Source organism: Novosphingobium sp. P6W (assembly GCF_000876675.2).
Classification (GTDB): Bacteria; Pseudomonadota; Alphaproteobacteria; order Sphingomonadales; family Sphingomonadaceae; genus Novosphingobium.
In genome coordinates, this window is record NZ_CP030353.1 from 1016168 (window position 1) to 1036973 (window position 20806).

At 60.9% G+C, this 20806-nt stretch carries 12 protein-coding genes and 1 pseudogene; 6 read left to right on the forward strand and 7 right to left on the reverse strand.

Annotation, left to right across the window (positions count from 1 at the left end; translation table 11 throughout):
* Positions 1–239: 239 nt before the first annotated feature.
* The gene (locus TQ38_RS20775; protein WP_052506030.1) at positions 240–716 is read left to right on the forward strand and encodes a hypothetical protein; all 477 of its coding nucleotides are present in this window, start codon (positions 240–242) and stop codon (positions 714–716) included.
* A 31-nt stretch (positions 717–747) separates the two neighbouring features.
* Here TQ38_RS20775 and TQ38_RS20780 read toward each other — a convergent pair.
* The 4 genes from TQ38_RS20780 to TQ38_RS20800 all read right to left on the reverse strand — a co-directional run bounded on the left by TQ38_RS20780 (position 748) and on the right by TQ38_RS20800 (position 7147).
* Positions 748–1925, reverse strand: a protein-coding gene (locus tag TQ38_RS20780) for an IS3 family transposase (RefSeq protein ID WP_113941902.1) whose coding sequence is annotated in 2 segments (ribosomal slippage) — positions 748–1661 and positions 1661–1925 — 1179 coding nt in all. Because the reading frame shifts where the segments join, the coding sequence is not laid out codon by codon here.
* Between the two features lie 692 nt (positions 1926–2617).
* Positions 2618–2914 carry a PaaI family thioesterase gene (locus TQ38_RS31510; protein ID WP_205316179.1) on the reverse strand — a complete coding sequence of 99 codons (297 nt, stop codon included), beginning with the start codon at positions 2912–2914 and terminating at the stop codon, positions 2618–2620.
* Positions 2915–3155: 241 nt separating this feature from the next.
* On the reverse strand, positions 3156–4643 hold the full coding sequence (locus tag TQ38_RS20795) for an NAD(P)/FAD-dependent oxidoreductase (RefSeq protein WP_082057837.1): 1488 nt from the start codon (positions 4641–4643) through the stop codon (positions 3156–3158).
* Between the two features lie 74 nt (positions 4644–4717).
* Positions 4718–7147: a TonB-dependent receptor gene (locus tag TQ38_RS20800; RefSeq protein ID WP_043977969.1), complete on the reverse strand. Its 2430-nt coding sequence runs from the start codon at positions 7145–7147 to the stop codon at positions 4718–4720.
* A 317-nt stretch (positions 7148–7464) separates the two neighbouring features.
* On the opposite strand from TQ38_RS20800, the gene TQ38_RS20805 reads away from it, so the two are divergent.
* The 4 genes and pseudogenes from TQ38_RS20805 to TQ38_RS20820 form a co-directional block, all read left to right on the forward strand.
* The gene (locus tag TQ38_RS20805) at positions 7465–8340 is read left to right on the forward strand and encodes a LytTR family DNA-binding domain-containing protein (protein WP_052505878.1); all 876 of its coding nucleotides are present in this window, start codon (positions 7465–7467) and stop codon (positions 8338–8340) included.
* 504 nt (positions 8341–8844) lie between these two features.
* Complete coding sequence (locus TQ38_RS31030) at positions 8845–9051, forward strand: hypothetical protein (protein ID WP_052505876.1); 207 nt, start codon at positions 8845–8847, stop codon at positions 9049–9051.
* Positions 9048–9476, forward strand: a complete 429-nt coding sequence (locus TQ38_RS20815; RefSeq protein WP_052505875.1) for a hypothetical protein — start codon at positions 9048–9050, stop codon at positions 9474–9476. Before TQ38_RS31030 ends, TQ38_RS20815 begins: the two co-directional genes overlap by 4 nt.
* Positions 9477–9523: 47 nt before the next feature.
* Positions 9524–9661, forward strand: a pseudogene (locus TQ38_RS20820) (IS5/IS1182 family transposase); the annotation flags it as partial.
* Between the two features lie 224 nt (positions 9662–9885).
* Here TQ38_RS20820 and ybaL read toward each other — a convergent pair.
* A complete protein-coding gene (gene ybaL, locus TQ38_RS20825; protein WP_043977968.1) occupies positions 9886–11586 on the reverse strand; it encodes a YbaL family putative K(+) efflux transporter in 1701 nt (566 codons plus the stop codon).
* 1794 nt (positions 11587–13380) lie between these two features.
* On the opposite strand from ybaL, the gene TQ38_RS20830 reads away from it, so the two are divergent.
* Positions 13381–15798: a TonB-dependent siderophore receptor gene (locus tag TQ38_RS20830; protein WP_082057841.1), complete on the forward strand. Its 2418-nt coding sequence runs from the start codon at positions 13381–13383 to the stop codon at positions 15796–15798.
* Between the two features lie 920 nt (positions 15799–16718).
* On the opposite strand, the gene TQ38_RS20835 is transcribed toward TQ38_RS20830, so the two are convergent.
* Both TQ38_RS20835 and TQ38_RS20840 read right to left on the reverse strand, forming a co-directional pair.
* Positions 16719–18515, reverse strand: a complete 1797-nt coding sequence (locus TQ38_RS20835) for a M14 family metallopeptidase (RefSeq protein WP_043977967.1) — start codon at positions 18513–18515, stop codon at positions 16719–16721.
* A 17-nt stretch (positions 18516–18532) separates the two neighbouring features.
* The gene (locus TQ38_RS20840; protein WP_043977966.1) at positions 18533–20692 is read right to left on the reverse strand and encodes a TonB-dependent siderophore receptor; all 2160 of its coding nucleotides are present in this window, start codon (positions 20690–20692) and stop codon (positions 18533–18535) included.
* Between the last annotated feature and the right edge of the window lie 114 nt (positions 20693–20806).

Sequence of the window (20806 nt, forward strand, 5' to 3'; positions counted from 1 at the left end):
GGTCTAGGCGGGAAATCCCTTCAAAGCGCATCCACAATCGTTATCCGGTCTGTCGGTGGTTAGACGCATTCTCGCGGCGGGGCGATGACAGAGGCAGGTCGTGCAACACCGCAAACGTACGGTACGCGCTCGTTTTGAAATCCCCGGCAGCCTTGCTAAGAGCACGCTTTCCACCACCGAAGTACTACTGTAGTCTTGCGGCCGCCAGTCCAGGGGACAGTGCGCGGGAGAGAGATGTGATGGCATCGGTCGCATCAAGGCAGCCATTCTTTGCGGCTGAGACAAGATTCTACGCGATTACCGCCATTGTTATGGCTACAATCAACGTCGCTGCATTCTCGTTCTTCGCTGCGATGGGCATATCAACGTTTCACGCGCCGCTTTACGTGCACATTCATGCAGTCTTGTTTATGGGCTGGGTCCTGTTGTTTGTGCTCCAGGTATCGCTCGCCGCGACCGGTTCTCTCGCGGTGCATCGTAAGCTGGGCTGGGTCGCCGGGTGCTGGGCCGTTGCGATGGTCGCCGTAGGTACACTGACCACGGTCTGGACTGTGCAAAAGGCTGGAGTGCCCTTCTTCTTTTTGCCCGCGCAGTTCCTGGTAATGAACCCCTTGAGTGTTCTTCTGTTTGCGGGACTGTTGATCTTCGGTGTGATCAAACGGCGAGATCGTGAGTGGCACCCGCGCCTAATCATCTGCGGCATGGCAGCAATCTGATCTGCCCCCACCGAGTGGACCGTTTGGTTTGTTAGTGGATTAAGCCCATCGCCGCCATATCCGGTCGGAGGTGGAGCGAAGCGGAACCGGAGGCCGGATATGGCGGTGTCGCCGTTTCCGGTGCCGGTGGTCGGTATCCCAGACTGCTATGCGGGCGGACGGTGTTGTAATGCCGCCGCCAAGCTTCGATCAGCACCTTGGCTTCGGCGAGGCTGTAGAAGATCTCGCCGTTGAGCAGTTCGTCGCGAAGCGACCCGTTGAAGCTTTCGTTATAGCCATTCTCCCATGGTGATCCCGGCGTGATGTAGAGCGTCTTCACGCCGATCTGCCCCAGCCATTGCTGGACGGCGGTCGCGATAAATTCGCTGCCATTATCGGACCGTATATGTGCCGGAGGGCCGCGCGAGATGAACAGGTCGGCTAAGGCCGCCAGAACATCCTCATGCCTGAGCCGACGCGCCACGACGAGCGCCAGGCACTCCCGGCTGGCCTCATCGATGATGGTCAGGATGCGGAACTTGCGGCCATCATGCGTGCGCCCTTCGACGAAGTCGTAGGCCCATACATGTCCCGGATATTCCGGCCGCAGGCGGATGCAGGATCCGTCATTGAGCCATAGACGCCCGCGCTTTGGCTGGCGCTGCGGGACTTTCAGTCCTTCACGCCGCCATATCCGCTCGACACGTTTATGGTTCACCGTCCACCCTGCATGGCACAGCAACGCCGTGACCCGGCGGTAGCCGTAACGACCATATTGCTTCGCCAATGCAATGATGTCCTCGGTCAGTGCCTGTTCGTCATCCGCCCCGCGCGGCATCTTGCGCTGCGTCGATCGATGCTGACCCAGCACCCGGCATATCCGTCGCTCGGATACCCGGACTGGCAGATCCCGTCGTACCTGATCGATGCAGCGCCGCCGCCGCGCGGGGCTCAGAAGTTTCCCCGTGCAGCCTCCTGCAGGATCAGCTTGTCCAGCGTCAGGTCCGAGATCGCCCGGCGCAGCCGCTGGTTCTCCTTCTCCAGATCCTTCATCCGCCGCGCCTGATCGGTCTTCAGGCCGCCATACTCCTTGCGCCACCGATAATAGGTCTGCTCGCTGACCGCGATCCGCCGGCATGCCTCGGCAGTCGAGGCTCCCTGCGCTAGCACAATCTCAACTTCACGCAGCTTGCCGATGATCTCTTCCGGCTTGTGCTTCTTGCTCGGCATTCAATGCCCCTTTCATGGTCCAGACTATCATAGTCTCTGGGCCACTCAGCGGGGGGCAGATCAAATCATGGGTCCCGCGTTCGGGCGACTATTGCCCGCCCCCGTCCTCATGTATTGGATGGTCACTGCGGTTTTCATAGGGATGATCGCCTTCCCGTTCGCGGGCATTGTACGCGACAAGCTGCGCTACGGCCGCGTTCATCCGGCATGGTGGCTCGGTTTGGGCGCCCTTGTGGTTTTGCATTTCGCTACCGAGACAATCGGGCGCAGTACGTTCGCTGCGGACCTTTACAGCCGCACCGTCGTCGGAACGCCGGCTGCAGGCGTCCCCGCGCTCGAGTATCAGCGGCCACCATTCCCCACGCCTCCTGATTGATCTACCCTTGCCCTCCCCCTGGGCTGGCCATCAATCCATTGCAAACCGCGGAAGTTTCGGTGGTTTCCGAGCTAAAATCTGCTGCCCGATTCGCGCCGTCGTTCATCGCGTCGAAATAGAACAAGCTTGCCGTTCGCTATTATATGCGGGGGCGGGAGGTTCCGGCTGAAGCGGACGTTCGCGGTTCCATGGTAGTCGCCCGCGAAACGAGCACCCCACAGGCCAATTCCGAATCAATTGGTTTTGGCCGTAGAATGTCATTCCCGTTCCTTTTGCCTTCGACGCGAATATCAATCGCCGCTATCTATTGGAACGATCAGCAGGGTAGAGGTAGCCGACGCGCATAATTTGCCTCTTGCATCGACCAACTTCGCCTCGGAAAAGCCGACACGACGCCCCAACGACACCAGCTTGCCTTCCACACGAACGGGCCCGCTGCCTCATCAAGTGCGCGCTGGTATGCGACTTTCAGTTCCAGTGTTGTGTACCCCTGCCCCACTGGTAGACTGGAATGCACCGCGCAGCCGCAAGCGCTGTCGAGCAAGGTTGCTGCATAACCGCCGTGCACCGACCCGATCGGGTTGAACACGTTGCGCGAAGGCGATGCGTTCATGCGTACCTACTACTCCTAGTTGCGTAATGGATGTTACCCGACGTTTGGAGGCCGCTGCTACATGGAAATAGCAAATTCGTTAATTAGGACCGGTTCTATTTGCGCTAAATCGAAGATACGCAAAGGCGCGCTTTCCTGGGTCTCAGCACTGGATGACTAAAGTCATTATAGTGGAGCGCGGCACTATGTTGACGCCGCCGAAAATCGATCGAGATCCTCTACTTCTCAAGCGCTCGGGGCTTCACGCAAGTGCTGCGATCTCCATGGCGGTTCGCTCGCCGCTCTCCATTGCGGATTCCATGCCGAAATCGAGACGCCGAGTATGCTCACCAGCGAAATGGAGTGTTTGCCATGGATCCGCGAGTGTACGGCCGAATTCGTTGACCTGCCCTGGCGCGAGACTGAACCCGCAACCCAACTGGTTGGGATCCCGCAGCCAATCCTTGTAGGTCGCTACGCGTACTAGGCCCTTGGCAGCAGGGCGCATGCGGATCAGCTCGGCCTGGATGTAAGCCTCAGCCTCGGCAGAAGACATCGTTGAAATAGCCTTTGCAACGAGACCGACCATAACCACCATCGCCCGATGCCGCCCGGCGCCGGTATGGTTGTCGATCGCCCAGAACATCCCGATCGGGCCATCTGTCGAGAACGACGGCGGCAACCCATCTTCCTTCCAGAATGGTTTTTCGACTGTCAGGTACATGCGAGCGGTGTTGGCGTAGGGCATCGTATCAATCGCCTTGCGCTGTAGCCGATTGTCCTGCGAGGCGATGATCTCGACCTTGCGCAGAACCGAGAACGGGATTGCTGAAATCACGAAGCGTGCCGAAACCGCGCTGCCATCCGTGCAGGTCACGGTTGCGCCTTTGCCAGTCATCTCGATCCGACCGACTTTGCGGTTTAGGCGCACCGCCTCGCCCAGCTTGGCGCCCATCGCCAGTGGCAGCATCTGGCACCCACCAACGATATTGTTGGTGGAGGCCAGGCCATCCACCAGGTTATGATCGTTCGCCTCGCCGAAGGGGTGGTCGCGGCTGTGCCGGATTGGCGGCGGTGGTCCGTTGCGGCGATCCACCCCGCCGCGCGTTTCCTCCTGCCACATGCGCAGCATCGAGGTTTCGTCGATGCCGATGCCCGGTGCCGAGAAGCTCGCTAGTTCGATCGCGGCGTCGGAATAGCCGTTGCGCTTCATCAGTTGGCGAAGCGAGATATCGTAGCGCGCAAACTTTGGGTCGAGCCAATCGTCCACTTCTTTAAGCGGATTGAACTTCGCGGTCACTGCCTGGCCCATCAGGATCGGGTTAATTTTGCGCTCGTCGCCCACGGTCCTGTTCAGCGGGTTCGCATCCCACGCCTTGGGATCCACCCAGGCGCCTTTGATATATCCGCCGAAAGAAAGCAGATCCCGGTCTTCGGATATTAGCTTGAGATCGTAGCGCTGGCAGGCGTCGAGCACGCGGGCATAGCTGCGACCGATCTGGCTGGCGCCAACATCTATCGCGCCATCGACCGTTTGCACGGTTTGGACGCGCCCGCCGATGCGCTCGTTCGCCTCCAGCAGAATGACGCTCATGCCGAGTTCGCGAAGCAGTTCGGCCGAATGGAGTCCCGAAAGCCCCGCCCCGATGATGACGACATCGGCCTTCTCAGCGGCGAATGTCATGCGCGGCAAGGCAAGTGCAGCGACGCCGAGCCCCCCGGTGCCAAGTAACGTACGACGAGTGAGCATAATGGTGTGTATCCAGTCGCGAATGTTCGGTGAAACACACCCCGGGCGGCGCCGCCGCCCGGGGGAGTACGTCGTTAGAAGGCCAGCTTTACCTGCACGCCTGCCGTCCGTAGTTCGGGCAGGCCGACCAGCACGGCATTATAAACGGCAAAGCTCTCGGTCGGAGAGATGGCCCAGTTGTCGTCGATGCTGGTATAGCCCTTGTTGTTGAAGACGTTGTTCACGAACAGCTCAAGCGAGGCCTTGCCCTTCGAGAAGCCCGTCCGCAGGTTCACCAGGTGGCGATCCTGCGTCTTCACTATGTTCGCCTGGTCTGCCCAGACACCCGACTTAAAGCTATAGTCGGCCCGCGCGAACCAGGCGGCATCTTCGAGGCTACGAATGTCGCCGCCCAGTTGGGCCCCGACGTTGGCCGACCACTTCGAGGTACGCGCCATCTCCTTGCCGTCGAAATTCGTGATGCCTGAATAGGCGCTGACGGACGGACTGACGAACTTCTTGATGTCAGTCCCGGTATAGGCGCCAGAAGCATCTATGCGGACGAGGTCAGAAATCCTCCAGTGTGTCTCGAACTCAGCACCGTAAAGGTCGGTTGCGCCGGAATTGTTCACGCCGCTGAACAGCGTGCCGTCGAGGATGAAGCTGTAGGCGGTGATCTGCTTCTTCCACTGAGCATAATAAACGGCCGCTGTGTAGGTCAGCAAACCGCCGAGGGCCTTGCCTTTGACGCCCGCCTCGTAGTTTGTCAGTTCTTCGGGATCAACGGTCAATGGAATACCCAGCGCCGCCGCCGCCGTCTGCTGCGAGGCCGTAGTGGTAGCGGCAATCATGAAGCTGTTGAACTGCGAGGGGTTCACGCCCCTCGAATAAGACGCATAAACCATCAGGTCCGGGTCGATCTGGAAATTGGCGATCACGCGGGGCGTGAAGTTCTTGAACTTGCCCCCCACCAGCTTGCTGTTGGCCATATAGAAACCGGCAGGGATATAGGTCGAGCCTTGTACCCTCTGGCCGTTCGGGCCGGCAAAGACTGCGATGTTATCGACCTGGTACCGTCCCTCGACGCTTACCGAGAACTGGTCGGTGAAGTCGTAAGTCAAGCCGCCGAAGACGCCATAGGTCTTGTTGCCGTTCTTCCCAGTGGTCCCTGGGCGGCCGCCATAGATCGGCGTCCCGCTTCCGGTCTGCGTCGTCGCTTCGAGATAGCTGACCCCGACCACGCCGTGCGCAGCGCCGAACTCGTAGTTCAACCGGCCTTCACCCGACCAATCACTCGTTTTGCGTTCAATCAGGTAGGGGAAGTCGTAATAGGCGCCATTGTAATAGCTAGCGCCGGTGAATGCCGAAGAATTGAAACCGTCAAGATCGACGAGCGTGGTCCATTTTTCCTTGTTGCGCCCGCCAAGCAGCGAAACCGACAGATTGTCGTTCACTTCATAGTCCGCGGTCAGGTGGGCATGGGTAGTGTAGCGCAGCAGGCCGTAGTGCTCGACCGTGTCGTCCGCCGAGATAAGGCGGCCGGCAGGGTTGGCGAGCCAGTCCTGCAGCTTGCTGGTGAAGGCGGTATTTGCGCCGACCGGGTTAATCAAGCCGGGTGTGGTGCCGCAGATGAACGGACGGCCGGCGGCCGTGGCGCAGTTGGACTGGTTCTTGTAGACAACAGTGCCGCCTGGCGTGGTAATATCCTTGGCAACGATGCGCGTCTGGGCCGAAGCCCCGTCCTCGTCCTTCGTCCACATTGCGAAGGCTTTGATGGTGAGCCTGTCAGTGGGCTTGGCTACGATCAGCGCGCTGGCATTGCGGGTCGATTCGTCTCCCAGTGTGCTGCCGTCGTAGTTGTTGCGCCACGAGCCGTTCTTGTCGAAGCCGTCGGCGGTGACGCGGAAGGTCAGCGCATCCCCCAAAATCGGTCCTTCGATCGAACCGCGAAGGCGCCAGTTGCCACGCGTACCGACCATGCCGGTGACCTGCCCATGCCATTCGTCGGTCGGAACCTTGTTCACGAAGTTGATCGCGCCCGCGAACGTGTTTCGGCCAAAGTACGCGCTCTGCGGGCCCTTCAGGATTTCGATCCGCTCGGGATCGCTGATAGAGGTGAAGGGTGACGGCGATGAGACTGGCACCCCGTCGACGAATAGCGAGGTTGTCGTCGCCGTAGTCGAGACGGGCGTGAAGCCGCGCAGCGAGATCTGCTGGAACGAGCGGTCGGCGTGCCCGGAGGACGAATTGTTGATGTTGATCCCAGGTGTGGAACTGGCGAGTGACTGCATCGAAACGATGCCCTTGGCTTCCAGCATTTCGGAGGTCATCGCGGTGACCGTCAACGGAGTCTTAAGGAGACTTTCCTCACGCTTGCGAGCGGTCACGACGATGTCACCCTCAAGCGGTTCGGCCAGCTTCGCTCGTTCATTCGGCGCCGTTTGCGCCAACGCTGGTGCGGTCCAGCCCAGCAGCGCGGTCGACAGTGCGGTGGTCAATCTTAGGACACGGCAGTTTATGATCATGACTATACCCTCAAGTCGGCCGAAAATCGTGATTTTTCACGGCTATTCGGATCAGTTCCCTGGCAAGCGAACATATTGGGAGATGCCGCCCGAGCGACGCTTGTTTGAGCGATCGGGCTGGTGTGACCACGACGTTTGGCCAGCCCTTGCTAACGGCTGCAATCGCCTGTGCTCGATAGGCGATCAAAATTCCCCGATGTCATTGATGCATGATCGGTTCTCCATGAACGTCATTCGCGTTGCACGAACGGATCAGCCGGGCCGAAACTTGCTGAGGTGCGCTGTTTTCCGTTCAGCGGTCAGTTCGGGGAATCGGCATGGCAGATTACCGCTTGTTCATCAGATCGAGGTGGCTTGGAAACGAGCCCTTGCTTTTCGGATTGAACCTCAAGCAATTGTGCGTGCACTTCATCGGCATTCCGATCTTTCTGGGGTTTGCTGCCGGGTGGCCTCAGGCCGGGCGCACGGTAGCCTGGCCAAAAGAGCACGCGGTATTCTTCTGGATCGGGCTATCGACTTGCGGATGGTGGGCGAACGATCTGATCACGCGCGCATTGGCCAAGCCACTCCGTCAGTTGGGAGTTTCTCTGCCGGGTACCTTGATGATTGGCGTGGTGGTCGCTTCACTGCCCTCTGACGGAGCGCTGAAACTTTGGGTGCACGCCTATCTTGCGATGTTCCCGGATCTTCCGATGACTCGTCCGTTGCCGCAGATTCACCTAGACCCAATAATTTTCCTAAAGACGCACATCTACGGCTACATCGAATGGCCATTGATCAATCTGGTGCTTTTCCATTTATGGAAAATGCCGTGTTTCGGTTATCTCTTTCAAACAGACACGTACCAGTCGCCGACAATAACAGAGCCGGTGCTGCCATTCATGTCGAAAATCCCAGTACCGCTGCAAGGTGAAGTCATCGCATTGGCAGCCGAGCAACATTATCTTCGCGTGTACACCAGCTTGGGCGAGGCACTGATCCTATATCGGTTATCGGACGCGATCCGCGACCTTGGGGCACGCGGCATGCAAGTCCATCGCAGTTATTGGGTTTCGTCCGGAGCGGTGATTAAGGTGCTCCGAACGCGCACTTCACAATCTCTGCTTTTACATAATGGATTGGAAGTCCCGGTGAGCCGATCCTTCCGCCAGACTGTTCAACAAGCCTCCTACCTCCAGCTAGCGCCAGCATGAAAACAACCCATCCATGATTATCTTCGCATTCGACCAGCGAGCCAACACCGGATGATCGAAGCAAGCTGGACCGGGCCGTGTAACGCGATGAAAATCAGGAGACTCAGGCGGATTGTATTTGCCCTGTCCACCGGTTTCTTGCCGTCAGGCAAACCTTTCTCTACGAAGCAGGACCTTCGACAACGACGAAGTGTCATCACCGGGGACGGTGCTTATCCGGGGAGCCGCGCGCAGGCACGGCGATATAGGTGCATGGGAGAAAACGGCCGAAACCCGCCGCTTCCGGCTTGTTCGGGCCGGGCAAGGGGCGCACCGCCAATGCACTGATCGATCTCGACGGGGTGCTCGATTTCAGCACCGCGCCGGCCCTGTCGTTCGAAAATGCCGCCGGCGACGCCTCCCCCGCCGGCCGCTGGCTGGGCGGCTCCTACGAACACGCGCCCACGCTGGCGCGAGGCGAGCGCGGCCCCCCACGTCGGCCCGGCATCGCCGCCAACGCTGATCATGTCCAGCGACATCCCGCGCTTCACCGAGGGCAAGGATGCGGTGATCGCCGCGTTAAAGCGCCACGCAGTCCCGCATCGGTTCCACGCCTTCGCCAATGCCCCGCACGATTTCTGGTTGTTCGATCCGTGGCTGCCGCAGATGGCCGGCGAGATCGACGGCTTCCTGTCCAGCCTGCCCGCGCCAGGCGACGGCGCCGCGCGATGAAGTATCTGGCCTTCGCTGCCGCCCTGTTGCTGCCCGCCGACGCGCAGGCAGCGCCGAATGCCTATGCAGTTCAGCCCTCATGTGAGGCGAGCGCCCTGCCCTGCTATACCGCCATTCAACTCGCGCTGGACGCCGCCGCGCGCGACACCTCGGCGCAGTGGATGACGATCCACATCGCGCCCGGCGACTACGCGGAAAAGCCGGTCGTCACCCGCGACCGCCTGCGCCTGATCGGCAGCGGCGTTGCGCACACGCGCCTGCACTTCGGCGCGGTGGCGCACCACGCTGACCATCAATGCCAAGGATGTCGTCGTCTCTGGCATTACGGTGGAGAACACCTACGACTACCTCGCCAACGATCGGCTGAGCGAGCCGAGCCGCGTTCGCAACCCGCAGGCGCTCGCCCTGCTGCCGTCCCGTGCTAATCCTGAAATAGCAGGGTTCGCCGTAACCCGCCGTTTACTTACCGCCGATCGGTCAGCTCTTCTCAAAGCTGACACACTTCCAGCGCCTTGCCACACGCTACGACAAACTGGCCGAAAACTTCCTCGGCTTGGTTCAACTCGCCTCTGTGCGCCTGTGCCTAAGCGTTTACGAGATTACGGCCTAGAGAACGTCGCGCCAAAGCTCCGTTTATGGGCCGCAACTAAACGAAGCTTCATGGCGCTGAGGACTCTTTCAGCCTTATTTTTCATTCCAGTAACAGCGTAACCGATCGATAGCCCGGAACTGTGCCATGGTGCAGCACGCAGGCTGACGGCACCGCTACCGACAGCATGATGCCTCCCCAGATCGCCCACTTGAACCAGGGGGGTGGTTTTCTGCGATTTTTCATTACGCGATTGCCTTGTTCCCAACGCCAGGGCCCGGCGGGTTGGGTTTAGGGACTTTGCTGGCTCTGGCGCCGATCAGTTGCAACATCTGGCGGGCAATCTCCTTTTCTCCCTGCACTACGCTGTCGGCGCCGTGCTGGACGAGGTGTTCGAGCTGTTCGTCGCTGTGTGCGCGGGCGATCACCGAAAGTTCGGGCCGCATCGTCTTGGCCTGGGCGACGATGGCCCCGGCCTCGAAGCCTTCGGGGATGGCGATGACCATGCGGTGGGCGCGGGCGATGCCGGCTTCTTCCAGTATGGCTGCTTCGACCGCATTGCCAGTGACTACCTGGAACCCGTCGGCCTGGGCGCGGCGAGCAAGGTCCGGCTGCGCCTCGATCAAGAGGACGGCGGTGGGCGTAGCGCGCAGCCCGGCGGCAACAAGCCTGCCGACGCGGCCGTAACCGACAAGAATGACGTGCTCTTCGCGCCGCTTTTCATGCTCAGCCTCTTCTCGCCCGGCCTGCTGCGCCATTTGCTGTTTGACGGCGCCAGTGGCACCTACCGCAAGGTTGAAAATGAAGGGGTTGAGGAAGATCGAGATGATCGCCCCGGCCAGGATCAGGTCACGCCCCGCGTCGGGCAGCAGGCCCAGACCCGAACCAAGTCCCGCGAGGATGAACGAGAACTCGCCGATCTGGGCAAGGCTGGCCGAAATAGTGAGCGCGGTGGTGTTCGGGTGCCCGAAAGCGCGGACGATAAGGTAGGCGGCAAGCGACTTTCCCAGCACGATCGTCGCCACCGTTACGAGGAGCGGCAGGGGCTGTTCGGTAACGACGGAGGGGTCGAACAGCATACCCACAGAGACGAAAAACAGCACCGCGAAGGCATCGCGTAAGGGTAGGGTTTCTTCGGCGGCGCGGCGGCTGAGCTGGGTCTCGCCCAGGATCATGCCCGCGAAGAAAGCGCCCAGAGCGAAACTGACGTCAAAGACATAGGCTGCTCCGAAGGCGACGCCCAACGCCACTGCAAGCACGGCCAACCGAAACAGTTCGCGCGAACCGGTGTGGACGACCCAATGCAGCGCCCAGGGCAGCAGCCGGCGTCCCACGATCAGCATCAGCGCAACGAATCCAGCCACTTTGAGCAGCGTGCTGGCAATCGCATAGGGCAGAGCCGCGACCGCGCTGCCGTCCTTCAGTCCTGAGGCTAGCGCAGGCAGCAGCACCAGTGCCAGCACCATGACAAGATCCTCGACGATGAGCCAGCCTACTGCGATACGCCCGCGTTCTGTCTCGACAAGGTTACGGCTCTGCAAGGCGCGCAGTAACACGACCGTGCTGGCGACCGAAAGCGCGAGGCCGAAGACGAAGCCGGCCAGAAGGCCCCAGCCCATCGCATAGCCGATGCCCATGCCCAGCAGGGTCGCAGCCACTATCTGCACCAGCGCGCCAGGGATGGCGATGTGTTTTACCGCCAGCAGATCACGGAGGGAAAAGTGTAGGCCGACGCCGAACATCAGCAGGATCACACCGATCTCGGCCAGTTCGGCGGCGAGGCCGGCATGGGCGACAAAGCCCGGAGTGAAGGGCCCGACGCAGACCCCGGCCAGCAGGTAGCCTGCAATCGGGGAAACCCGCAAGCGGTGGGCGAGAGCCCCCATGAAGAAGGCAATCACCAGACCGGCGACCACCGTTCCGATAAGCGGTGAATGATGCGGCATTGAACATCCCGTGCATTACCGCCGCAACCTGTGTCGCGCACGGCAAGGAAACCCGGACCGGGCGAGCCCGATCCTGCGGCGTTCAGGTGCCAGGAGGGGCGCGGGGCTGACCGAGCGAGCAGTGCTGTTTCGGCAGCGCAGGCACAGTCGGGGGCGTAACCCCGTCGCACCTTGCTTTCGTCGTATGGGCAGCGGTGATCGGTTGTATGGCGGGCGAAAGGGGCAGCGTTATTGAAGTGAGGCCGCTGTCTGGATGCGGATCCGTTACTGCGGCCCGTGCGACGTCAACCCGGCGCGCGTGCGAGGTCGAGACATCGACGGTGGAAGGGTTGAACGGGGATCCGGTTGCCCGCGCTTCGGGCCCTGCGATTGGCAAAAGGGCATGGGCTGCCACGGCGGCCAGCAAAAGCAAGCACCAGAGTTTGAGCTTCCTGAGGCTGACGCCGATACCCAAGTCGCCGCGATCTCCTCTGCAGGGCCGGGTGCTTGGCTACGCCCGGTGTTACAGCGAATGTAGTGCCACTAGCGCCCGGGCGCCAGCGGCGAGATTGCGTAATTTGTGCTTAGCCGCGTGCCGAGCCGTGCTACCATTGCGCCATCCGGGAGTTGGTCGAAAAGCGTGTCGCTATTCTCGTAAAGATGCATGCTGGCTCCCCTCCTCGGCGATCTACGGTCTTTTCCCCTCAATTAGAAAGCTTCGCCCCGCCGAGACCATAAAAGTTTGGTGAAGTTCTTCCAGGCCAAGGTCCGCAATATTCGGATATCGTGGCACAAATATTCAGCTATCAACGGCGCAGGACTCTTTTTGCCTTTAACTACATCATGGAAAATTTATAATTTTTACAAATATCTCGATTAGTGCCAATCAGTTTTTTAATTGCCCGATGATAATGCTGTATCGCGGGCTCGTTACGGCCAATTGTGAATGTGGTGGTCTCTGAAAACAGGCCTTCCTGAATGCTAAATCCGATCGGATAGTCCTCGTACTGAACTGCCTTCCGCTATTTAGCTGAAGGTACGGGAGCGTTCTAAGGTCCTCTTCGGTTTTCGGCTTGCGCGCGGATCGAATGGTCTGGCGAGTAATCGTCTCACGCTCGTTGGCACCGGCAGTATTTGGGCTCTGACTCATATGTGGAACGGCCCGATTAGCAAGATGTTTGCCGCTGATGGGCAGGTTCAAGCAATGGGCGTCTCCTTTCTGGATTTGGGCGGAGCCGTATTGAAGCGGAAGCGGAAGCTGTCGGTCCCAGTTTCCTAGATATGACAGTGTTGGGTAAGCACATCGAGCAGCGTGGCGATGACGCTGGACTGGCTAGGCTGCGCTTGGCTCGCTGAAAGTCACCAGTAGCTGATTTTCACCGTGACGATGCGCTCGAAGGTGTAGCGAACATGGAACCCGGACTCGACATAGTCCACCATCATGAGGCTACCGACTTTAACCTCGCATATGTCAAACAGGTCGCAACCGACGGTGGTTTCCGACCTCGACGATTTTCCGCCCCCGATTCTGATTAGCCGGGGCGATGATCGAAGCCGCGCGTGATTGAGAAGTACCGCTCGGCTGAGCTAACGACGGCATGCTGCACTTAACTCCTATAAGACTGGAGAGCTTGAGGCTTATCGCCAAGATCGCGCCTGGTTCGTCCTCATTGGGATGATTTTCCGGCAGCCTCCAAGGTGTGATAAAAATGCCACTTAGATAGAGTGCTGACCGCTGAAAAGCTGAACGCCGCTTTTGTCTACCAAAATGATAGTATAACCGATTTCGATAAATTGTTGAGAAAGAAGCTCATGATGGCAACCCGTTCCCTCCTGTTGACCGCCGCCTCAATCTTTTCCCTGGGTTCTGGGCAAACAGTCCTTGCTCAGACCACGGCAGAAGAAGCTACGGTCTCAGCAGGCGACGAAATCATCGTAACAGGCACGCGCGCCACCGGCCGGACCCGCCTCGAAGCCGCTTCGCCTATCGACGTGCTTTCCAACGCAACCTTGCGCGCGCAGGGTACCAGCGAACTGGCACAGGCGCTGGCCAACGTGACCCCTTCGCTCGACTTCCCGCGCTCGGCGGCGGTGGACGGCACCGACTCCGTCCGCCCCGCGACCTTGCGCGGCCTCTCGCCTGACCAGACGCTGGTTCTGATCAACGGTATACGGGGCCATGCTTCGGCGCTGCTCAACACCAACGGTTCGGTTGGCCGTGGTTCGTCGGCCTTCGATCTCAACACCATCCCTTCCGTTGCGCTCGACCGGGTCGAAGTGCTGCGTGACGGCGCCTCGGCCCAGTACGGTTCGGATGCGATCGCGGGCGTCATCAACCTGCGCCTGCGCGAGGCGCGCGAGGGCGGCGGTGCCTCGCTCAGCTACGGCCAGTACGAAACCTCGGTCGATGCCTCGCGCACCAGCTACAAGCGCCATGACGGCAAGACCTGGAACGCATCTGTGTGGCAGGGCTTTGCGCTGGGCGAGGACGGCTTCCTTACCGTCTCGGCGGATTACCTCGATCGCGGCTTCACGCGCCGCGGCGACCTGGATCGCCGGGTCACGCCCGCCCGTGTCACCTCGCGCTTCGGCGACCCCGAAGTCGAGCAGTACAGCCTGTTCGCCAACTTCGGAGTGCCGGTGAACGATACCTGGTCAATCTACGGCTTCGGCGGATATCAGAACCGCGACAGCACCGGCGCCGCCTTCCCGCGCTTGGCCAACAATGCCAACAATGTCACCTCGATATACCCCAGCGGCTTCCTGCCGCTGATCAACGTAAAGTCGGACGACATCAATTCCGCGCTCGGCCTTAAGGGCGCATTGAGCGGCTGGAACGTGGATCTCAGCCTGTCTTACGGGCGCAACGAACTTACCTTGCACACGCGCAACTCGATCAATTCGACGTACGGAGCGGCTTCGCCGACCGACTTCTACGACGGCAAGCTGATCTACGAACAGATAGTTGGCGGGCTGGATGTCGATCGCCGGTTCGACATCGCCGGCGACAACACGCTCAACGTCGCGTGGGGCGTGGAGTATCGCAACGAAGGCTTCCAGATCAAGGAAGGCCAGGTAGAATCGTGGGCGCGCGGTCCGCTGGGCGCCAACACGGCTTTGGGCAGCGGCGCACAGGGTTTCCAGGGCTTTTCGCCCGCTAACGCGATCGACCGTCACCGCGACAACGTCAGCGGTTACATCGATCTCGAAGCGCAGCTCGGCGAACTGCTGATCGGACTGGCGGCGCGCGGCGAGAGCTATTCGGACTTCGGCGAAACCGGCACCGGCAAGGTTTCTGCCCGCTACGATCTGACCGACAGCTTCGCTCTTCGCGCCACCGCTTCCACGGGCTTCCGTGCGCCTTCGCTGCAGCAGTCGTACTACACGCTGACCCAGCCGCAGGTGGCAAACGTCGGCGGCGTGGCGACGATCGTTGATACCGGCACGTTCCCTGCGACGAGCCCCGTCGCGGCGGCCCTTGGCGGAAAGGCGCTCGATCCGGAGAAGTCGTTTAACCTGTCGGCCGGCGTCGTGTTCCGCTCGGGCGGCTTCGATCTCAGCGTCGATGCCTACCGCATCAAGCTGCGTGACCAGCTTGCCCTGTCGGACAACATCGGCACCGGGGTGAACTCCAGCGCGGCAATCACCCAGTTGCTGGCCCCGTTCAGCGTCTCGGCGGCACGCTTCTTCGTCAACGGCATCCGCTCCACTACCAAGGGCATCGATGCCGTGGCGCATTATCGCCTTCCGGCCACTGCAGCCGGTACGTTTGACCTGACCGTTGCGGGCAACGTCAACGACGTGAACCTCACCCGCGTGCCGATCGGCACCGGCACGATCACCGTGCCCGCCCTGTTCGGCCAGCAGCGCATCACGGCGCTTGAAAAGGGCACCCCGCGCGTGAAGGTGACGGGCCAGGCGGATTGGTCGCTAGACGGCTTCGGGGCACTGGTGCGCGCCACGTACTATGGCAGCGTGACCCAGCCCGCCTCGTCGCTCGTCGATTACGTGGAAACCGGCAAGCATGTGATCATCGATGCCGAGGCGCACGTGCCCCTCTTCGGCAAATCGACTCTGGCGCTGGGCGTGAACAACCTGTTCGACGTCTATCCCGACCGCGTGGCCGATACGAACGCGGCGAACTACAACAACGGCGGGACTGCATTCCCGTACTATTCGCCATTCGGCTTCAACGGGCGGTATCTGTATGCGCGTGTCAATCTGAACTGGTGACCCGGCTTAGAACATGCCCATGCATCGTCGTTACGATGCGACGGAATGGATGGGATTGGGATGCCCCCTCATTGTAAGCCGAGCAAGCACGCGAGGTGATTGGAATCCGGGATGGACTGACTCCTTCAGCCTCCAGTGACTGTCGCTTTAAATACCCGTTGAACCTTCATGGCTGGAGAAACATCTCCAGCCATGAAGTTCGCTGCCTCGATGATCTAGCGGGTAAATATTTGCGTAAGTTGTCTAAAAATATCGGTGGCATTCCCAGAATCCATTGCCTGACTTTCGTGTAATACCACGCCTGAGCGCACGGATCATAATTTGAAGTTCGTCGCTCGTGGCGATGTCGAGGCCGCCGTCAACGGTCTGATGGCGCGTGGCCGGCCGCTATGGAGAATCGAAATGGGCTTCTCTTCAGGCCGCTGAAAAGCTGCTCAAGGCCGCAATTGAACGCGAGGGCGCGTCATACGGTTTTACCCATGAGCTTGCAGCTGTGTAAGAAATTCGCCGCTGCCGGCCTGGCCTTTAATGACGACGCCCAGGTAGCCGCGATTCAGTGCAAACCAGGTATTGGCTATGGTGAGGAACCTTGTACATGCGACGAGACACTTGCAGCCCACCGCACATCGCTTGGGTTGGTAAATACCTTGCGTCAATCAGGCACGAAGTTCGAACTGTCTATTAGGGGACTCGAACGAACAGGCTGCGCCTGAGCTATTTTCGGCATCGCGCGATGAAAGTGCTCTTCGCTTTTCTTAAGATATCAAGCCCGCCCAACCGCTTTTGGCAAGCCGCAGTCAGAGTTGAAAAAGCAACCGGTCTGCACCTGGGGAAAAGAAATTGGCGGCTGAGCGACCGACTAGGATCGGCCGCGTAAGCCGCTCAGACGCGCCCATTGCGGTCATCGCATTTTGCCATTTTCAGTCAACCACCCGTTGTATTGGATAAACGCGGCTGAACCCATCGCGATGAGGAAGGCGATCAGACAGCCACTGCAAGCGTGCTTTGGAGCTGCCAGCAAAAATACTGTCCGCAGCCAGTCTTCTGCCGAAATCCGCCCGCAATTGAGCATCTGACTCCAGCAGTGCATCGAGGATCGGTGCAATCACGAAATCCTCGGTCGCTGCGGGAGCCGAAATCACCTCGGGAAAAAAGCCCCATGCGAGGAAGCTGTCCTGGCTCTCCGGCTCCAGCAATGCCGCTGCCAGCAATCCGAGCGGTTGATCGGATGCAACCCGCACAGTGCCTGCCGGGATCGCCGCCTCGCTCTGTTCATGCGTGAAACGCGCCGTCACCGGGATGCGTCCATCGTGGGCCGGGGCCAGCCTCACGTCATGAAGGTCCACCGTGTCCACACGAAGGACCCGGTCGGTCGCCAGCGTTTCAAAGCCGATGCCATGCAGGCGCAGCTTTTCGATCACATCGGTCTGCGCGGCGGGGATCAGCCAGGCTTCGGGGAGCGAGACGGCCTCGGCCTGGTTCTGCCCGATGATCGGCATGCGGAAAGTGATCCTTCTGCCGGTCCAGCGCTGCTCCATCCGGCCGGTGGCCGCCGACCGGTATGTCTCGAAGGCGACGCCCTTGAACTTGTCCACCCAGCCGATCGGCTGTTTTGCCGGAGCCCAGCGGGTGAGCAACTGCCTGGGGCGTTCGGCGCGGTCGATCGCCTTGGCATCGGCGATGCGTCCCGCGTCCTGTGCGGCGAGCTTGAGTGCGGCTTCCAGCAGCACATAAGTGCCGAGCACGCGCTGGCGGTAGGGTTTAAGCATGTGGTTCTCGACCAGCACCGTGGGCACACCGATGAAGTCGCCGTAGCCTGTCGAATAACGCGGGCCTTCGGGGCTGTAGCGGATACCCTTCTGCGGATCGCGAGTATCGATCGGGCTGGGGTAGATGATCGGCTCGTGCCCGGCGCGCGTCAGCGTCGCTTTCACGGCCGGGCCGAAGCGCTGCTCCAGCCATAGCGCGGTAGCGCGGTGGCGTGCATACTTGCCCCAGCCTGCATATGTGTAGGTCACGTCATACTGCATGTCGAAGCCCCCGCTGACGTGGCAGTCGATGTAGAGCGCCGGGTCCAGCCGCTGCAGCAGCGCGACCATCGCGCGCACTTCGGGCGTATCCAGCTTGGCGTAATCGCGGTTGAGGTTGATGTTGCGCGCGTTCCCCTCGGTGCCCTTGGCCTCGGGGCCGCGTACGTGGAGGAAGTTCCAGGGGCTCGAGCGCTCATGCCCGTCAATGTTGAGGATCGGAATGAAGACAAGATCTACCTTGTCCAGCAGGCCGCTCTTGCCGCGCATCGCGATATCGCGCAGCAGCATGAGGCCGGCATCCTTGCCGTCGATCTCGCCAGAATGGATGCCGGCCTGTACCAGCACCACCGGCTTGCCTGCCCCGCCTTCACCCATGCCCCCTTTGTTGGCGTAAACCATTAGCAGGTCGCGGCCTTCGCCGGTTTTGCCGAAGCTCTCGACCCGGATAAGCGGCGAGGCCTTGGCCAGCTTGTCGAGCCAGTCGCGCACTTCGTCATAACCCGGCGTGGTCTGGAACCGTGCGGCCTCGGCCGGGGTGATCCACGGATCGCCGGAATGGACGATCAGCTTCTCGCTCGCGCCCGACCATGCCAGCGCGGGCGGCAGGACGGCGGGCGGCGGCAGTGCCGCCGCGGCAGCGGAAGTCGTGGTGGCGAGAGTAGCGGCGAGAACGGCAAGCTTCAGCATTGATTGATCCCCTGCCATCAGAACCGTGCCCGCAGGCCGATGATGCCGGTACGCGGTGTGCCGGGCTGCACCCAGAGCGGTGAGTAGCTGTTGGCGTACCAGTGCTCGTCGAACAGGTTGGTCACCGCACCGAAGAGTTCGAGATGCTCCATGACGTCGATTTTGCCGAACAAGCGAAACAGCCTGTGCGAGGGCAGCATGAAGTCGGTGCCCGTTTCGCCGCGGCGTTTGCCCACGTATTGCATGCCGACGCCGATCTGCGCCTCGCGCTCCCCCAGAGTGAAGGACTTGGCGATCTGCATATTGAGGTTGTGCTTCGGAATGTTCACCAGAGCATCGCCGACCTTCACCTGGAACGAGGTGTTGGGGTCCACCATCGCCGAGCGCGCTTCGGCATCGACATAGGCGTAGCTCACCAGAACATCGACGCGGCCCGGTAGCTTCCCCGCAAGGTCGAACTCGGCGCCGCGGCTGCGCGCCTTGCCCAGCGCCAGCGAGAACCCCGGAGCACTGGGATCGGTCGCCAGCACATTGGCCTTGGCGAGATGGAACACGGACAGCGTCCCTGTCAGCATCCCGCCCAGCAGGCTGAGCTTGGCGCCCGCCTCGAAGGATTCGCTGTTTTCGGGATCGAAAATCTGCCCGTTGACGTCGGTGCCGACATTGGCCCGAAAGCCCTGCCCATAGGCGGCGTAGATCGTCACCGGATCGCTCAGTTCGTAGACCACGCCGGCTTGCGGGCTGAAGCGGCTGCGCTTGCGACGGCTGTTCTGGCTGGTCAGGCGATTGTCGGTTTCCAGTATCAGGTGATCGAAACGCGCGCCGATGCGGACCTGCAGCCGGTCGGTCACCTCCATCTGGTCTTGCACGTAAGCGCCCATCGAACGCTGGAGGTCCGTACGGTCCATCATGGTCGCGCCGACGGGCAGCGGGAAGCGGCCGTAGACCGGGTCGAGGATGTCGATGACATTGCCCTGCTGCGCCGTCGGATTCGTGCTCAGGGCTGGCGGGCGGAAGCGCAGGAACAGCTGCTTGTAATCGAAATTGTCGTAATCCGCACCGATCAGCACGCGATGCGTCAGCGCACCGGTGTCGAACTCACCCGCTAGTTCCGCGCGCAGCACATAGTGCCGTGCATCGTAACGGCGCGAACGGCGCTGGCGCGAGAGCGAGCGGCCATCGGTATACAGCGCCTGACGCGCGGCCGCCGTCTCCGCATCCGAGGAAAACCCGGTGAGCAGCGTATCGCGAAGGCTGCCGCCGACCAGCAGGCTCCAGCGGTCACTGAACTGGTGGTCGAGCCGCAACTGGTGCCATTCGGCGCGGGCGACGGTGTCGCCATCCCCCGGCTCGCCAAGGAAGCGGGAGCGCGACACCGTGTCGAAATTGCCGTCCAGCACCACGATCCCACGATCGAACGGAACCGAGACACGGGTTTTCTCGAGATCGTAAGTCAGGCGCGTATCCGGTCCGAGGGTAAGGCCGACTGAGGGCAGAAAGCCCCAGCGCGACTGGTGGACATGGTCGCGGAAAGTATCGCCATCCTCAGCGTAACCGATGAGGCGCACTGTGAGGCCGCCGGTCAGCGCGACGTTGACGTCCGCCTCGCCGCGTACCCGGTCCCAGCTGCCGTACTGCATCGCAGCCATGCCGAAGCTGCGGCCCAATTCGGCCTGCTTGGTCACGAGGTTGATCGTGCCGCCCGGCTCGCCTCGCCCGATCAGCGCCGCAGCGGGGCCCTTGAGCACTTCGACCCGCTCGATCCCCGCCGCATCACGCTGTCCGCCGAAACCGCGCCCGCCGTTGAAACCATTGACGAGATAGCCGGTCGGCATATTCTCGTCGCCAGCGAAGCCGCGGATCGCAAACGCATCCCACAAGCCGCCCAGCGTGTTCTGCCGCACGACTGAGGCATTGAGATCGAGCGCGTCGGTCAGCCGCTGGATGCCGTTCTGCTCCAGCGTCTGCGCATCGATCTCGGCAATCGACTGTGGGATTTCCGACACTGCGAAGTCGCCTCGATAGGCTTGCCGGACGCCGTTTACAGTGATCGCCTCGCTGCGTTCGTCACCTTCGGCTCCGGCCTCTTCGGCCAAGGCACCGCCGGACGTTGTCAGCGCCATGACGAACGGCAGAGTTCCGGCCAGCAGCCGGCGATTCCTGGTAAAACGAAGCATGCGATCCCCACGATGACTATGTCCCGAGGCAGCGCGTCGCCTCGTTCGGGCCGGGCTTCTGTCAGCACAAACGACCGCCGTCAATGATATGTTGCATCATATCAATTAGTGATG

Excerpts from the sequence above, each read along its gene's own strand:
- TQ38_RS20840 (WP_043977966.1), bottom strand. The coding sequence starts at position 20,692 with ATGCTTCGTTTTACCAGGAATCGCCGGCTGCTGGCCGGAACTCTGCCG.
- ybaL (WP_043977968.1), bottom strand. The coding sequence starts at position 11,586 with ATGCCGCATCATTCACCGCTTATCGGAACGGTGGTCGCCGGTCTGGTG.
- TQ38_RS20815 (WP_052505875.1), top strand. The coding sequence starts at position 9,048 with ATGAAGTATCTGGCCTTCGCTGCCGCCCTGTTGCTGCCCGCCGACGCG.
- TQ38_RS31030 (WP_052505876.1), top strand. The coding sequence starts at position 8,845 with ATGTCCAGCGACATCCCGCGCTTCACCGAGGGCAAGGATGCGGTGATC.
- TQ38_RS31510 (WP_205316179.1), bottom strand. The coding sequence starts at position 2,914 with ATGAACGCATCGCCTTCGCGCAACGTGTTCAACCCGATCGGGTCGGTG.
- TQ38_RS20795 (WP_082057837.1), bottom strand. The coding sequence starts at position 4,643 with ATGCTCACTCGTCGTACGTTACTTGGCACCGGGGGGCTCGGCGTCGCT.
- TQ38_RS20775 (WP_052506030.1), top strand. The coding sequence starts at position 240 with ATGGCATCGGTCGCATCAAGGCAGCCATTCTTTGCGGCTGAGACAAGA.
- TQ38_RS20830 (WP_082057841.1), top strand. The coding sequence starts at position 13,381 with ATGGCAACCCGTTCCCTCCTGTTGACCGCCGCCTCAATCTTTTCCCTG.
- TQ38_RS20835 (WP_043977967.1), bottom strand. The coding sequence starts at position 18,515 with ATGCTGAAGCTTGCCGTTCTCGCCGCTACTCTCGCCACCACGACTTCC.
- TQ38_RS20805 (WP_052505878.1), top strand. The coding sequence starts at position 7,465 with ATGGCAGATTACCGCTTGTTCATCAGATCGAGGTGGCTTGGAAACGAG.
- TQ38_RS20800 (WP_043977969.1), bottom strand. The coding sequence starts at position 7,147 with ATGATCATAAACTGCCGTGTCCTAAGATTGACCACCGCACTGTCGACC.